12 protein-coding genes are annotated in these 13,974 nt (G+C 45.0%); 4 read left to right on the top strand and 8 right to left on the bottom strand.

Annotation, left to right across the window (positions count from 1 at the left end; translation table 11 throughout):
* Positions 1 to 25 precede the first annotated feature (25 nt).
* Genes menH through OH463_RS00720 form a run of 3 tightly spaced genes read right to left on the bottom strand, consistent with a single transcriptional unit; the run spans position 26 to position 3,829 of the window.
* On the bottom strand, positions 26 to 820 hold the full coding sequence (gene menH, locus OH463_RS00730; RefSeq protein WP_045490403.1) for a 2-succinyl-6-hydroxy-2,4-cyclohexadiene-1-carboxylate synthase: 795 nt from the start codon (positions 818 to 820) through the stop codon (positions 26 to 28).
* Complete coding sequence (gene menD, locus OH463_RS00725; RefSeq protein ID WP_009698339.1) at positions 807 to 2,525, bottom strand: 2-succinyl-5-enolpyruvyl-6-hydroxy-3-cyclohexene-1-carboxylic-acid synthase; 1,719 nt, start codon at positions 2,523 to 2,525, stop codon at positions 807 to 809. The genes menH and menD overlap by 14 nt, the downstream gene beginning before the upstream one ends.
* A complete protein-coding gene (locus OH463_RS00720) occupies positions 2,522 to 3,829 on the bottom strand; it encodes an isochorismate synthase (protein WP_017188355.1) in 1,308 nt (435 codons plus the stop codon). Before OH463_RS00720 ends, menD begins: the two co-directional genes overlap by 4 nt.
* A gap of 217 nt (positions 3,830 to 4,046) precedes the next feature.
* On the opposite strand from OH463_RS00720, the gene OH463_RS00715 reads away from it, so the two are divergent.
* The 3 genes from OH463_RS00715 to OH463_RS00705 all read left to right on the top strand — a co-directional run bounded on the left by OH463_RS00715 (position 4,047) and on the right by OH463_RS00705 (position 7,267).
* Entirely contained in the window at positions 4,047 to 5,261 is a 1,215-nt protein-coding gene (locus OH463_RS00715; protein ID WP_005446588.1) for a pyridoxal phosphate-dependent aminotransferase, read from the top strand.
* Between the two features lie 83 nt (positions 5,262 to 5,344).
* Complete coding sequence (gene yfbR / locus OH463_RS00710) at positions 5,345 to 5,929, top strand: 5'-deoxynucleotidase (RefSeq protein WP_026000131.1); 585 nt, start codon at positions 5,345 to 5,347, stop codon at positions 5,927 to 5,929.
* Positions 5,930 to 5,932: 3 nt separating this feature from the next.
* Entirely contained in the window at positions 5,933 to 7,267 is a 1,335-nt protein-coding gene (locus OH463_RS00705) for an anti-phage deoxyguanosine triphosphatase (RefSeq protein WP_269990286.1), read from the top strand.
* A gap of 36 nt (positions 7,268 to 7,303) precedes the next feature.
* On the opposite strand, the gene OH463_RS00700 is transcribed toward OH463_RS00705, so the two are convergent.
* The gene (locus OH463_RS00700) at positions 7,304 to 7,921 is read right to left on the bottom strand and encodes a tRNA-uridine aminocarboxypropyltransferase (protein ID WP_005446584.1); all 618 of its coding nucleotides are present in this window, start codon (positions 7,919 to 7,921) and stop codon (positions 7,304 to 7,306) included.
* Between the two features lie 3 nt (positions 7,922 to 7,924).
* On the opposite strand from OH463_RS00700, the gene rrtA reads away from it, so the two are divergent.
* Entirely contained in the window at positions 7,925 to 8,476 is a 552-nt protein-coding gene (gene rrtA, locus OH463_RS00695) for a rhombosortase (RefSeq protein WP_269990285.1), read from the top strand.
* A 152-nt stretch (positions 8,477 to 8,628) separates the two neighbouring features.
* On the opposite strand, the gene OH463_RS00690 is transcribed toward rrtA, so the two are convergent.
* From OH463_RS00690 to lon, 4 genes are all read right to left on the bottom strand, one after another.
* Positions 8,629 to 8,928 (bottom strand): ComEA family DNA-binding protein, encoded by a 300-nt coding sequence (locus OH463_RS00690; protein ID WP_269990284.1) that lies wholly within the window; start codon positions 8,926 to 8,928, stop codon positions 8,629 to 8,631.
* Positions 8,929 to 9,073: 145 nt separating this feature from the next.
* On the bottom strand, positions 9,074 to 10,933 hold the full coding sequence (gene ppiD, locus OH463_RS00685; RefSeq protein WP_005446577.1) for a peptidylprolyl isomerase: 1,860 nt from the start codon (positions 10,931 to 10,933) through the stop codon (positions 9,074 to 9,076).
* Between the two features lie 215 nt (positions 10,934 to 11,148).
* Positions 11,149 to 11,421 carry an HU family DNA-binding protein gene (locus OH463_RS00680; protein ID WP_005430934.1) on the bottom strand — a complete coding sequence of 91 codons (273 nt, stop codon included), beginning with the start codon at positions 11,419 to 11,421 and terminating at the stop codon, positions 11,149 to 11,151.
* A 191-nt stretch (positions 11,422 to 11,612) separates the two neighbouring features.
* Entirely contained in the window at positions 11,613 to 13,964 is a 2,352-nt protein-coding gene (gene lon / locus OH463_RS00675) for an endopeptidase La (RefSeq protein WP_005446574.1), read from the bottom strand.
* Between the last annotated feature and the right edge of the window lie 10 nt (positions 13,965 to 13,974).

The following is a 13,974-nucleotide window of genomic DNA, read 5'->3' as shown; positions in this document are numbered from 1 at the left end:
GTGATTCCCATTGTTCTCGTTGCTCTCACCCAAAGTGAGAATGAAATATTTGATTAATGTGCATCGCAAATTGTTGTGGTTGCTCTTGATGGACATTGTGTCCAGCGCCCTCAACTTGTCGATACGCCAACCCGCTACTCTCAGCCAGTTGACTAAATTTCTTGTCTTTTGAACCGCAAATGTAATGCAGCGGAATGGTTTGTTGTTGCAGCGCAGGCAGCAAGTAAGATTGCTTTGCTAAAGACGTCGCAAGCAACATGTCCGCAACTGCTGAACCAAGATTAGCACTTCGTTTCTCAATCAATGTTTGTCTTTGCTCATGGTTTAGTGAAGAAAAGACCAACTGTTGGTACCAATCGTTCAAAACACAGGCAAGAGGCTCTGTTTTGAAGCGTCTCGCCCAATGCGCATCGTTGCTAAACCGTGCTTGTTTTTCTGACTCGCTTTGCAGCCCGAAGTTTCCCCCTTCGATAATCGCACCGCAAATATTGAGATCCAGAAAACACTGGTGCGCAAGACCATGCATAGCAATGCGCCCACCCATTGAATAACCAATCAGAATAAACGGTTGTTGTGAGGGAAATAGTAAAGATAGTGTGGAATGGAGCAGTTTGCAGCAATCATTCAGGTCACGGCAAAAAATAGATTGGCTATGCCCATGCCCGGGTAAGTCAATCGTTACTCGGTCATACTGTGGCAAAGCTGCCATACACGTTTGCCAATCCTCACCACTGCCAAGCAAACCATGCAAAAACACCAACGTAGGTAATGCGCTACCTTGGTGTTTTTCCGTTGCAGGAAAGTGTTCAGAATAGAGCATGTAGATTCTTATTGAAGGATTTAAGATGCTCTACCGCTTGATTTGACGGCGTTTGCACTTCGACCACCAATGCTCCACGACCTGTCGCCAAATGTTGTGCTACTAACGTTTGGTACTCTGCCAGCGTGCTTGGTTTACTGTATTCTAATCCAAACTGCTTAGCGGCATGCTCAAACTCATAGCCATGGGGCATTTGGTAGAAAGACTCCCTATGCTCTTGTGGCACTGGCAGTAAATCAAAAATCGCACCACCATCGTTATTCGTGATCACTAAAACCGAAGGTAATTCACTGTGTGTAAACAGCGCTAGTGAGTTCAATCCATATAGAGCAGAAGTATCGCCAAGGAACATCAACATTGGATTTTGACGAGCTCGTTGCACACCACTTGCCGTAGCAAACAATCCATCAATACCCGAAGCGCCACGGTTAGTGAAGACTTCGGTATTGTCCAGTTTGCCAAACATATCGATTAGGCGAACAAACAAGCTATTACCAACAAACAAGTCCACCCCTTGAGACCGCTCCGCAACATCTATTGCCAAAGCAATTTCACTCAATTCACTCTTAGGATCGGAGACAAACAAACCTTTCGCATGCTGAGTCACCTGTTTGATGTCAGCAGCAAGGTCATCTGCCCAGCCGGAATACTCCGATTCAAACTCTGTAGTACGCTCTACCCACGCGCTTGGCTGCTCTGCCCAATGCCATTGAGGCAAGTGGCTTTGATTGTCACGATCCAATCGTGGAGAGACATACCAATATTGAATATCCCCACCATGTTGATTGCGAGAAACATGTCTCTCTAACCAATGATTAAAACGCTTAGAAATGATTCGACTACCGAACTGAACAATCAAATCGCAGTCATCAAGCTGGCTTGCCAACCTTGGGTTTTGTAGCCATAAATCAAAGTGCGCCCAATCAGAACTCACTCCACTTTGTGGGTCGGCAAGTATCGGCCACCCCATCTGTTCCGCAAATACACGAGCCGCTTGCGCTTGAACTAATGGCAAGCTTCCGATGACTACCACGCCTTTGTTATCGCCGCAACTTGGGATCGCACTGCTGGTTTTAGGGTTAAATCGCTGACAATACGTGACTTTGCTGTCTCTCCAACCTGCAACCGTGTCCAAGTAGCTTTGGTACGTACTCTTTTCAGTGTTCGAGTACAAAGGCTCGGGAAAGGCACAGTTAATGTGTACCGCACTGCCTCTTAGGCGTTGCGTAAACATCACTTCATCAACAGAAGTCAGCAACCAATTAAGAGGCGTTGATAATGTCGGACTCGGAAGGTTTAAACTGTCCGATACATGCTCAGCGAAAATACCCAATTGGTTGATGGCTTGGTTTGCACCGCAACCTACTAATTCAACAGGGCGGTCAGCAGTCAGTACCACCAGCTTTTCACCAGTCAACTTTGCTTCAGCAATCGCAGGCAATAAGTTCGCTACGGCAGTGCCAGAAGTCACAATCAATGCGACCGGCTCTTTGCTTGCTTTAGCAAGTCCGAGCGCCATGAAGCCTAATCCACGCTCATCAAAATGAGTATGAATAGTAAAATTGGGGTTATCTGCCGCTTCTACTGTTAAAGGTGTAGAGCGAGAACCAGGCGCAATACAAACGTGATTCACACCGAAGCGGTTCAATTCTGTCAGGATGGTTTCAGACCAGATGCGATTCAAAACAGCTTGATCGGCACTCATGATGCAACCCCAAGCGGTGGGTGATCTGAAATAAGAGAAAGTAACGTCGACATTTTTTTATCTAACTCGGCCCATTCATGTTCTGCAATGGAGCCTGGAACAATACCCGCGCCAGCAAACAGTTGAACTTGATCCCCTAAGATCAAAGCACTTCTGATCGCAACGCAAAATTCTGCACGTTCATGGCTAATATAACCCATCGAACCTGCATACCAACCACGAGCAAACGGTTCGTTATCCAGAATAAACTGCATCGATTCCTTGCGTGGTAAACCCGCTACTGCAGCGGTTGGTTGTAAAGCGGAAAGAAGCTGAACCCCATTGATTCCAGCTTTCAGTTCAGCGTGAATATTACGCTTCAAGTGCTGAACTTTTCTTAAACGTACTAAGCGAGGCTCGTTTTCGACCTCAACGCTTTCTGAATGCGGCGACAAACGATCGATAATGTCATCCACTACATATTGGTTTTCATTCAGATTTTTAGAATCTTGAGATAGCCAGTTTGCTAGCTCCATATCTTGCTTTGCATTATCGCCACGACCAATAGTGCCGGCTAAAGCTTCGGTATGAAGCTCATGACCAACGCGTGAATAAAGACGCTCAGGCGTTGACCCCATAAAACTGTGTTTACTGTCTAGACTCAATAGAAAATGAAAGCTGTGGTGATTATTTAAGTAGCTTGCTTTAAGTAACTGCGCAGCAGAAAGTGTCGAATCTAGTTGAACCACTGTTTTGCGAGCCAAAACCACTTTCTTGAAATCATCGTTTTCAATACCTGTCAGCACTTTTTCTACTAGCGTGTTCCACTCAGGCTCAGTTGGCGCGTGGTCAATAGATCGAATATGAGAAGAAATAGGCGCAAGGCTAGGCACATCACAAACCAGCTTTTTTAAGCCTGCTAATGTACGGGTTTTATCTTCTGAGATATTGACTGCGAGCGACCATTGTTGATCGAAGCGAATCAACTCGATTTGAGGAAGAAAAAAGAAAGATGGCATGCAGCGACGATTTTTCTCGTGCTGACCATCGAATGAACGACCACCCCATACACGTTGACCTTCTCCAAGGATCGTATATGCAGGTCCCGGCTCAACAAAAGAATGGAGCTGACCTAGGGCAACAACTTCTTCACGAGTATCACGGGACTGCCAGTAAAACTTGGGAAAAAGTGGTTGTGCTTCAAGCCAGTCAATAAACGCAAAATTTGGTTTCTCGTTGAGTGGCTCGACTAAACGTGTTTGATTGCCTTCCGTTTGCTGAACTCGCTCGATAATTCTATTTACGGCTTGATGGAACTGTGACAAATCAACCTCGAAATATGTGAGGATTAGTGGTAACTGACGGCTACTCTAAGTTTAGACCCAAAGCAAATCAAGGTCGTATGCGATCTTTTGCAAAATCCTGTGATGGCGACAGGACAAAACTTAGCCACTAAACGGATAATTTACAGATTTATATTCTAATAAAAAACAAATTATTGTATTTTAATAAAGAAATTAACGATTTTTTAGGAATTAAACAATGCAAAATATCGGGATGTCGTCAAAACTCGACAATGTCTGCTACGACATTAGGGGTCCTGTACTCAAACATGCTAAACGCATGGAGGAAGAAGGGCATAAAATCCTAAAGCTAAACATTGGTAACCCCGCCCCATTTGGTTTTGACGCCCCTGATGAGATTCTAGTAGATGTAATCCGTAATCTACCAACTTCTCAAGGCTATTGTGATTCCAAGGGTATTTACTCAGCACGTAAAGCCGTCGTGCAGCACTACCAACGTAAAGGCATCCGTTCTCTGGATGTGGAAGATGTATACGTAGGCAACGGTGTTTCCGAACTCATCGTAATGGCAATGCAAGCGCTATTGAATAATGGCGATGAAATGCTGATCCCAGCACCGGATTACCCATTGTGGACGGCATCTGTTGCGCTATCAGGTGGTAAGCCTGTTCATTACTTATGTGATGAAGGTGCGGACTGGTATCCAGATCTAGAAGACATCAAAAAGAAAATCACGCCAAAAACACGCGGTATTGTTCTCATCAACCCGAACAACCCAACGGGTGCGGTTTACAGCCGTGATTTCCTTTTAGAAGTGATTGAGATTGCGCGTCAGCATAAGTTGATGATCTTCGCCGACGAAATCTACGACAAAGTACTTTACGACGGTGCAACACACACTTCTGTCGCAACACTTACTGACGATGTATTGGTAATGACCTTCAACGGTCTGTCAAAAGCATACCGTGTTTGTGGTTTCCGCGGTGGTTGGATGTTCCTAACGGGTCCTAAACATTTGGCACAAGGCTATATCAACGGTCTCGAACTGCTGTCTTCAATGCGTTTGTGTGCCAATGTACCAATGCAACATGCAATCCAAACCGCGTTAGGCGGCTACCAAAGTATTAATGAGTTAATCCTGCCAGGTGGTCGTCTTCTTGAACAACGAAACCGCGCTTACGAACTGATCAATCAGATCCCTGGGGTTTCGTGTGTGAAGCCAAAAGGCGCGATGTACTTGTTCCCGAAAATCGACACCAAGATGTACAACATCAAAAATGACCAACAAATGGTCTTGGATTTCTTAAAACAAGAGAAGGTATTGTTGGTACAAGGCTCTGGCTTCAACTGGCCAAAACCCGATCACTTCCGTATCGTGACTTTACCCCACGTAGAAGATCTCGAAACCGCGATTAGTCGCTTTGAACGGTTCTTAACAACGTATAGCCAGTAGTAATTACTACTGAACTCTCATATGCTTAGAGGAGCTCCTAGTGAGCTCCTTTTTTTGTATCAGAATCAAAATTGGAGACAGCAATGAAAGAAAGCCATTTTTTCGCCCACTTGGCACGAATGAAGCTCATCCAACGCTGGCCCTTGATGCGCTCGGTATCACCGGAAAACGTTTCTGAACACAGCTTGCAAGTCGCGTTTGTCGCTCATGCCCTCGCCTTAATCAAAAACAAGAAGTTTGGCGGCAACCTCAATCCTGAACGGATAGCAATTCTAGCCATGTACCACGACTCCAGTGAGGTGTTAACTGGTGACTTGCCAACTCCTGTAAAATACTACAACCCAGAAATCTCTAAAGAATATAAGAAGATCGAAGCAGCTGCGGAACAAAAGTTACTGTCCATGTTGCCTGAGGAGTTTCAAGACGATTTTGCTCCCTACCTGTTGTCGCACTCTGCGCATGAAGAAGATGCATTGATCGTGAAACAAGCTGATTCCATCTGTGCATATTTAAAATGTCTCGAAGAACTTAGTGCAGGTAATCACGAGTTTGCTCTCGCCAAGAAGCGTCTCGACATCACTTTGCAAGAACGTAAAACACCGGAAATGGAATACTTCCTTCATATCTTTGCCCCAAGTTTTGAATTATCGCTGGATGAAATCAGTTAGTTGATGGAGAGAAACGTGTCGTTTGAATTAGATACTTCATGGCAAGAGCGCCATGACGATGAACATAAGATCCGCCGTGACGATCATCGCAGCCCATATCAGCGTGACCGTGCGCGCATCTTGCACTCTGCGGCTTTCCGCCGCTTACAGGCGAAGACTCAGGTCCACGGCAACAGCTTAGAAGACTTCCACCGAACTCGCTTAACCCACTCTCTCGAAGCCGCGCAATTGGGAACGGGTATCGTAGCGCAGCTCAAGAAAAAGCAACCAGAGTTTCGAGATCTTCTGCCGTCTGACAGCTTGATCGATTCTCTCTGTTTAGCACACGACATTGGTCATCCTCCCTATGGACATGGTGGTGAAGTAGCCCTCAACTACATGATGCGTGAGCATGGCGGCTTTGAGGGGAATGCTCAAACATTTCGTATCGTCACCAAACTAGAGCCATATACTGAGCACTTTGGTATGAACTTATCGCGACGCACGCTACTTGGTTTGATCAAATACCCTGCGCTACTTAGCCAAACTCGTGCAGTCTGCTTACCTGACCCAGTCGAACACCAACGCAAGCTAAAAGCCAAAGACTGGTGCCCAGCAAAGGGGATCTACGACTGCGATAAGGATTTGTTCAATTGGGTCATTGCACCATTAACCGACAACGACAAAACCTTGTTAAGCCAAATGCGCTGTCGTCCGGAATCAGAGTTTGAACACTGTAAAACTCGCTTCAAGTCACTCGATTGTTCCATCATGGAACTCGCCGATGACATTGCTTATGGCGTACATGATTTGGAAGATGCAATTGTGCTGGGCATGGTCACTCGCCAACAATGGCAAGAAGGAGCAGCAAGCCAACTGGCAGATTGTGGTGACCCGTGGTTTGAAGAACACATTGGGTCAATCGGGCAGATGTTGTTTAGTGGCAAACATCATGAACGCAAAGATGCGATCGGCGGTATGGTCAATGCGCTACTTACCAGTATCTCAATTAAAGTCGTCGATGAACCATTTAACAATGCGCTGCTGGCTTGGAACGCCTGCTTAGAACCACAGATGGCAAAAGCGCTTGAAGTCCTCAAACACTTTGTTGGTAAGTATGTGATTCAAGTGCATCAGGTGCAGATTGTTGAGTATAAGGGTCAACAGATCATCATGGATTTGTTTGAGGCATTAAGTGCCGATCCTGAACGCTTACTTCCTACACACACCCAAACCTTGTGGCAAACTGCCACCACCGAGAGCGCAAAAATGCGAGTGATAGCAGATTACATCTCGGCGATGACTGACGGGCATGCACAAAAGCTACACCGTCAGTTGTTTTCTTCAATCGTGCTCTAACCGAAAAGGACGGCTGAACCTTAATCCCCTTTCAGCTTAACGAGCTTTCAGATAGTTCTTTTCAAATACGCCCGGAGGCATCTGGGCGATTTGGAACTCAATCATCTTCTCAAACGCCGCCAATAAAGGTGTGAAATCTTGGTTTGGCTCTAACAAGCTTAACGCATGATACCCAGCTTCTACCGTCGATAAGCTGTTTTCAGACGGTGCTTTACGAATGGTGTAGTGACCTTGTAGATTTTCCGGCAACTTCACCGTGGGGATAGACTGTAAATTGGTCGAAAGCTGCCACATCTTGTAAGCTTTCTTCCATGTCCCATCAAGTAAAATCAAACGGGTTTTCTTAGTAGAATCAGATCGTTCATCTGCCAACTGAGAAAGACACAACGACTGCTCTGAAGGATACAGAATAAAGTGCTGGTACGTTGCATCCTCAAGCAAGGCATTTAAAACTGAATCGTCAGAAAAATCTTCACCAATCAAGCAAGTACAATGATTTAAGCTTAAATTGAGAATCCGTGCCGTACCGAGAGGACGATGCTCTTCACTCGTATGCTGAAGGATGATAAGTTCAACCTCGTTTGCTAGCGATACAATCCATTGGCAGATACAAGCTTTGCGCGATTTTCCACACTGAGAACAATAACGAGACATAGAGTGAACCTTTATACATTGCTGAGCATCATCAGCGTCATCTGTTTAATACTTCAATTCGAGCCAATGGCAAGTCTAACTGAATGGCATGCATACAATATACGCCATGGCGAATGGTGGCGAATCGTAACAGGAAATTTGACGCATACCAACTTTGCTCATCTTGGTATGAACTTAGCTGGTCTATGGATTATTGGTTTTATTTTCCGCCCTACCGTGCGCAACTTTCTCATTGTGTTCATTGTCTTGTGCGCCTTTGTTGGTGCAATGAACTTGTTCACTAATATGTCGGTTTACGTTGGTTTATCAGGGGTACTGCACGGATTGTTCGGTTTCTGGGCTCTGAGTGAAGTTTTTGATGGCAGAAGAAGCAGCATGCTGCTCGTTGGTGGTCTAATTGCGAAAATCGCCTGGGAACAGTTCTACGGTCCTTCGACTAGTACAGCTGCAATGATTGGGGCTCGTGTTGCTGTTGATGCGCATTTATTTGGCGCAATTGGTGGTCTAGGTATGGCTGGGTTAGAAAAATTGCTACTCCGTCGTCTCTTTGGTTAGCTCCCTTGGCAAAACGCTAAAAAGAGCTCTTCACACTCCATTTTCGCATTTAAGCTAACCAAACAAAAAAATCCCGAACCATTAAAGAAGATTGGTTCGGGAAAGCAGTAATAGGAAACAGAAACTTCGCTTTTTAATGGCAAGAACGTTGATTACAACAAAATACGCTCTTCATTCTTTTTCACCGTGGCATCGCCAATGCCCTTCACTTTGGTCAGATCCGCAATGGTTTTAAAAGGACCGTGTTCATTACGATATTCGACGATATCTTTCGCTTTCTTTTCACCAATACCCTTTAGCATGGTGGCAATCTCTTGCGCTGAAGCTGTATTTACGTTTACCGTAATCTCGATACCTTCGTACTTAGCTGCTTTTGTGTTAGCCGACTTACTCTCTTCTGCCCAGCTCATCGGTGCTAAGAGTAATAAGCACAGTGTTAACATCCATTTCATTTGAGCACCCTCCCTTGAGTTTTTGTATTAAAACGAAAACTACTCTATGCAAAGCGCTGTTTATGTTGAAGTTTATTCAAACAAAAATAAAACGGGCCGCGAATGCGACCCGTTTTAGTTAACATGCAAATTACATCAGTAATGCTTAGTTGCTCACAACAAAGTACTCAATGTCAGTGTTTGCGCGTAGTACAGAGATTACCGAAGTAAGATCTTGTTGAGCAGAAGCACGTTGCATTTGCATCGCAACTTGCTCTTCCAATGCGCTGTCTAGCTCAGCATGAACAGCATCAAGCTCAACAACAACAATGTTGCCTTCTAGATCTTTAGATTGACCAAACACTGGTTTGCCATCAACAGGTTTCGCCATTGCAAATACTGTTGCTGCTAGTGGAGAGCGACGATCAACAGACTCTTGCTCACCAAACGCCAAACCATTTTCAGCAAGAATAGCCGTGTTGCCTTCTTTCAGAGCAGCAACAACTTTCGTACCGAGTTCGATCGCACCTTGCTCGCCTTTAACGCGAGACAGTTCTGCAACCACTTGCTCTTTCACTTCAGCTAGTGGAAGAACTGTTTCGTCACGAGCATCTTCGACACGAACAACAATGATGTGCTCAGGCGCCACTTCGATTGCTTCAGAGTTCAGACCATCTTCTTTCACTTCTGGGCTCATAATTGCCTGCATCACAGCTTGGTTCTTAAGAACTTCTGGCGCATCAACTTGAGAAATGAAGTCTGTCGTCTTCACTTTTTGACCAACCGCTTTAGAAGCGTCATCTAGCGAATCTGGGTATTCAAACGCTACTTTTTCAAGTTCGTTTTGTAGTTCATAGAACTGATCTACCGCTTTCTGGTCTACCATTTCTTGTTTAATTTCAGCTGCAACTTCAGAGAATGGTTTCGCCACTGCACCTTTTAGCTCTTCAAGCTTAATGATGTGGTAACCGAAATCTGACTTCACTAGACCAGTCATATCACCTGGGTTCTTAAGTGCAAATGCCGCTTCTTCAAAAGATGGGTCCATTACATCACGTTCGATCCAGCCTAGGTCACCGCCATTTTCAGCGCTACCAAAGTCTTCCGATTTTTCTTTTGCTAGTGTAGCAAAATCAGCACCTGCGTTTAGCTCGTCAAGAATTGCTTGCGCTTTCGCTTCATCATCACCTTCAACTAGGATGTGTGCTACGCGACGTTGCTCTTCTGTTGAGTACTTATCTAGGTGCTCGTCGTAGTATTTCTTAACTTCTGCGTCAGAAACTTGGATTTGCTTCTTAAGCTCTTCAGCAGAAAGCTCGATGTAAGCAACTTTAACTTGCTCAGGACGAGTGAAGTTATCTGGGTTTGCTTTGTAGTACTCTTGAATTTCTTCATCAGTAAGATCTACTTTCTTAGCAAACTCAGCCAAATCGATAGTGATTGTGCGAACGTCACGAGTTTGAGTGAACAGCTTGCCTTCTGCCTGAACTTCGCCAGGTAGCGTGAATTCACTTGTTTGCAGTGCGTTCAGCAGTTGCTCACGAACCAATTCACGGCGCATGTACTCTGCGAATGAGTCTGGAGAGAAGCCTGCGCGACGTAGAGACGCTTGGTAGATCTCTTGGTCGAATTTACCGTTAGATTGGAACTGAGGCATGTCTAGAATCATGCTGCGAACTTGTGCATCGCTAATGCGTAGACCTAGAGCTTCAGCTTGTTGGTCAAGTAGCACATCGTTGATCATGCGGTCTAGAACAGATTTGCGGAACGATTCAACGTATGCAGGGTCAGCCAGCATTTGAGAGAAGTAATCACCCAATTGAGCTTGCATGCGGTTACGCTCATTTTGGTATGCCATCTCAAACTCACCACGAGCAATCTCGGTGTTCCCTACTTTCGCTGCCGCGTTGTTGTTACCGCCAACAATGTAGCTACCTACACCAGCAAAAACGAAAGAAAGGATGATAAGTCCAAGGATAATTTTGACCGCGATGCTGTTCACGCCTTCGCGTAGTCGATCCATCATAATTTAACTGCTCTCCACAATTGAAGCCGACTGCTTCTAATAGAAAATGTAATGTCGCGATAATATCAGAAAAAGAAATGCGCATCAGTAGGATGCGCATAATTTAAGAAAGTTCGGCTCTTAGTTTGTAAATTTTTGTTCAAATCTGACTGTTTGGACAAAAGTTATGCAATGGCCGTTAGCTGAACCAGCTCTTGTGTCTTCGACACAAAAAATTAGTTACAAGCGTCTTTTAGAGCTTTACCAGCTTTGAAAGAAGGTACTTTAGCTTCTGCGATTTGGATTTCTTCACCAGTTTTTGGGTTACGACCTGTGCGTGCTGCACGAGTACGTACGCTGAATGTACCGAAGCCAACAAGAGCAACTTGGTCACCAGACTGAAGCGTACCACTAACTGCTTCGATGAATGCGTCTAGAGCGCGACCAGCTGATGCTTTAGAGATGTCTGCGTTTTCTGCGATTTGTTCTACTAGTTGAGTTTTATTCACTGTGATTTCCCCTTTGTGTCATCTGTGATTATTTTTGTGATGACTTTCGTTCCATAATTAAAAAAATATGCTTCAACCCTTATCCTTCAAGGGCTGGAAGCTATCGAACTTAACTTAGCGTCCAAAAAAAACGCTGACAAGCCTTTTTAAGCCTATCAGCGTAAAGTTTTACTTATTTTTGCTACACATCACTATTTTTGAGACTGAAACTCAACGCCCGTCGGGTCTCGCTCAAGTGCAACTTTAAGAACTTCGTCGATCCACTGTACCGGGATAACCTTCAGATCCGCGATAACATTTTCTGGAATCTCTTCCAAATCACGCTCATTGTCTTTCGGAATCAGTACCGTTTTGATGCCGCCACGGTGTGCCGCAAGTAACTTCTCTTTTAGACCGCCGATAGGTAGAACTTCACCACGTAGAGTGATTTCACCCGTCATACCCACTTCTGCTTTCACAGGGTTACCTGTCAAGCTAGAAACTAGCGCAGTACACATTGCGATACCCGCACTTGGACCGTCTTTTGGTGTCGCACCCTCTGGTACGTGTACGTGAATATCACGTTTCTCGTAGAAGTCTGAGTTAATACCCAACTTCTCAGCACGTGAACGTACAACCGTCATCGCCGCTTGGATAGACTCTTTCATTACGTCGCCAAGAGAACCTGTCTGCGTCAACTTACCTTTACCTGGCATCGCTTCCGTTTCGATCGTCAGTAGATCGCCGCCCACTTGCGTCCAAGCGAGACCAGTTACTTGACCAATACGGTTGCTGTCATCTGCCTTACCAAAGTCATGACGTTGAACACCTAGGTATTCTTTCAGGTTATCCATCGTAACTGTCACTGACTTCAAGCTTGAATCAAGCAGGATGTTCTTCACTGCTTTACGACAGATCTTAGAAATTTCACGCTCTAGGCTACGTACACCCGCTTCACGCGTGTAGTAACGAATGATACCGATGATTGCAGAATCTTCGATGGTAATCTCGTTTGGTTTCAGACCATTACGCTTAACTTGCTTATCAACAAGGTGGCGTTTTGCAATGTTTAGTTTCTCGTCTTCTGTGTAGCCAGAAAGACGAATCACTTCCATACGATCCAATAGCGGTCCAGGAATGTCCATCGAGTTCGATGTAGCAACGAACATAACGTCAGAAAGATCGTAATCTACCTCTAGGTAGTGATCGTTAAACGCATTGTTTTGCTCTGGGTCTAGAACTTCTAATAGTGCTGATGATGGGTCACCACGCATATCTGAAGACATTTTGTCGATTTCATCCAGAAGGAACAGCGGGTTTTTCACACCAACTTTCGACATTTTCTGAATTAGCTTACCCGGCAGAGAGCCGATGTAAGTACGACGGTGACCACGGATTTCCGCTTCATCACGTACACCACCCAATGCCATACGCGTGTATTTACGACCCGTTGCCGCTGCAATTGAGCGACCTAGAGACGTTTTACCAACACCAGGAGGACCTACAAGACAAAGGATTGGACCTTTCAGCTTGTTGATACGGTTCTGCACCGCTAAGTACTCAAGAATACGCTCTTTCACACGCTCTAGACCGTAATGGTCTTCGTTTAGAATCTCTTCTGCTTTCGCCAAGTTCTTCTTCACTTTAGAACGCTTGTTCCAAGGCACGCTTACCATCCAATCGATGTAGCTGCGAACAACTGTCGCTTCTGCCGACATTGGAGACATCATCTTAAGCTTTTGCAGCTCTTGTTCTGTCTTTTCACGTGCATCCTGAGGCATTTTCGATTCTTCAATCTTTTGCTTCAGCGTTTCAAACTCGTCAGGCGCATCTTCCATCTCACCAAGTTCTTTCTGAATCGCTTTCATTTGCTCATTCAGGTAGTACTCACGCTGAGACTTTTCCATCTGCTTCTTAACGCGACCGCGGATGCGCTTTTCTACTTGAAGAAGATCGATTTCTGATTCCATCTGACCCATTAGGAATTCTAGACGTTCAGTTACATCAATAATTTCAAGTACTTGTTGTTTGTCCACCAGCTTAAGAGGCATGTGCGCAGCAATGGTATCTGCTAGACGCGCAGCTTCATCAATACCGCTTAGAGAAGTCAGTACTTCTGGTGGGATTTTTTTGTTTAGTTTGATGAAGCCTTCAAATTGGTTAATCGCACTGCGAACAATCACTTCTTGCTCACGCTCATCCAACTCAGGTGTTACCACAAATTCCGCTTCAGCAAGGAAGAATTCGCTCTCTTTGAAATGGTTGATTTTAGCGCGCTGCTGACCTTCAACGAGCACTTTTACTGTGCCATCAGGTAGCTTAAGAAGTTGAAGAATGGTTGCAACTGTACCTACTTCGAATAGGTCTTCAACCGTCGGCTCGTCAGTGTCAGCTTGCTTTTGTGCCACAAGCAGAACTTGTTTGTTTGTTTCCATCGCTGTTTCTAGACAGCTAATCGATTTCTCACGACCAACAAACAATGGAATAACCATGTGTGGGTATACCACTACGTCACGTAGAGGTAATACCGGGATCTCGATACGCTCGGAACGTTCCAAGTTCATATAATTCTCT

The organism is Vibrio sp. NFR, assembly GCF_027587095.1.
Lineage (GTDB): Bacteria > Pseudomonadota > Gammaproteobacteria > Enterobacterales > Vibrionaceae > Vibrio > Vibrio harveyi.
This window is presented reverse-complemented; position numbering and strand designations above follow the sequence as displayed.

Excerpts from the sequence above, each read along its gene's own strand:
- OH463_RS00700 (WP_005446584.1), bottom strand. The coding sequence starts at position 7,921 with ATGTCTCGTTATTGTTCTCAGTGTGGAAAATCGCGCAAAGCTTGTATC.
- menD (WP_009698339.1), bottom strand. The coding sequence starts at position 2,525 with ATGAGTGCCGATCAAGCTGTTTTGAATCGCATCTGGTCTGAAACCATC.
- OH463_RS00690 (WP_269990284.1), bottom strand. The coding sequence starts at position 8,928 with ATGAAATGGATGTTAACACTGTGCTTATTACTCTTAGCACCGATGAGC.
- ppiD (WP_005446577.1), bottom strand. The coding sequence starts at position 10,933 with ATGATGGATCGACTACGCGAAGGCGTGAACAGCATCGCGGTCAAAATT.
- menH (WP_045490403.1), bottom strand. The coding sequence starts at position 820 with ATGCTCTATTCTGAACACTTTCCTGCAACGGAAAAACACCAAGGTAGC.
- yfbR (WP_026000131.1), top strand. The coding sequence starts at position 5,345 with ATGAAAGAAAGCCATTTTTTCGCCCACTTGGCACGAATGAAGCTCATC.
- OH463_RS00715 (WP_005446588.1), top strand. The coding sequence starts at position 4,047 with ATGCAAAATATCGGGATGTCGTCAAAACTCGACAATGTCTGCTACGAC.
- OH463_RS00705 (WP_269990286.1), top strand. The coding sequence starts at position 5,933 with ATGGAGAGAAACGTGTCGTTTGAATTAGATACTTCATGGCAAGAGCGC.
- lon (WP_005446574.1), bottom strand. The coding sequence starts at position 13,964 with ATGAACTTGGAACGTTCCGAGCGTATCGAGATCCCGGTATTACCTCTA.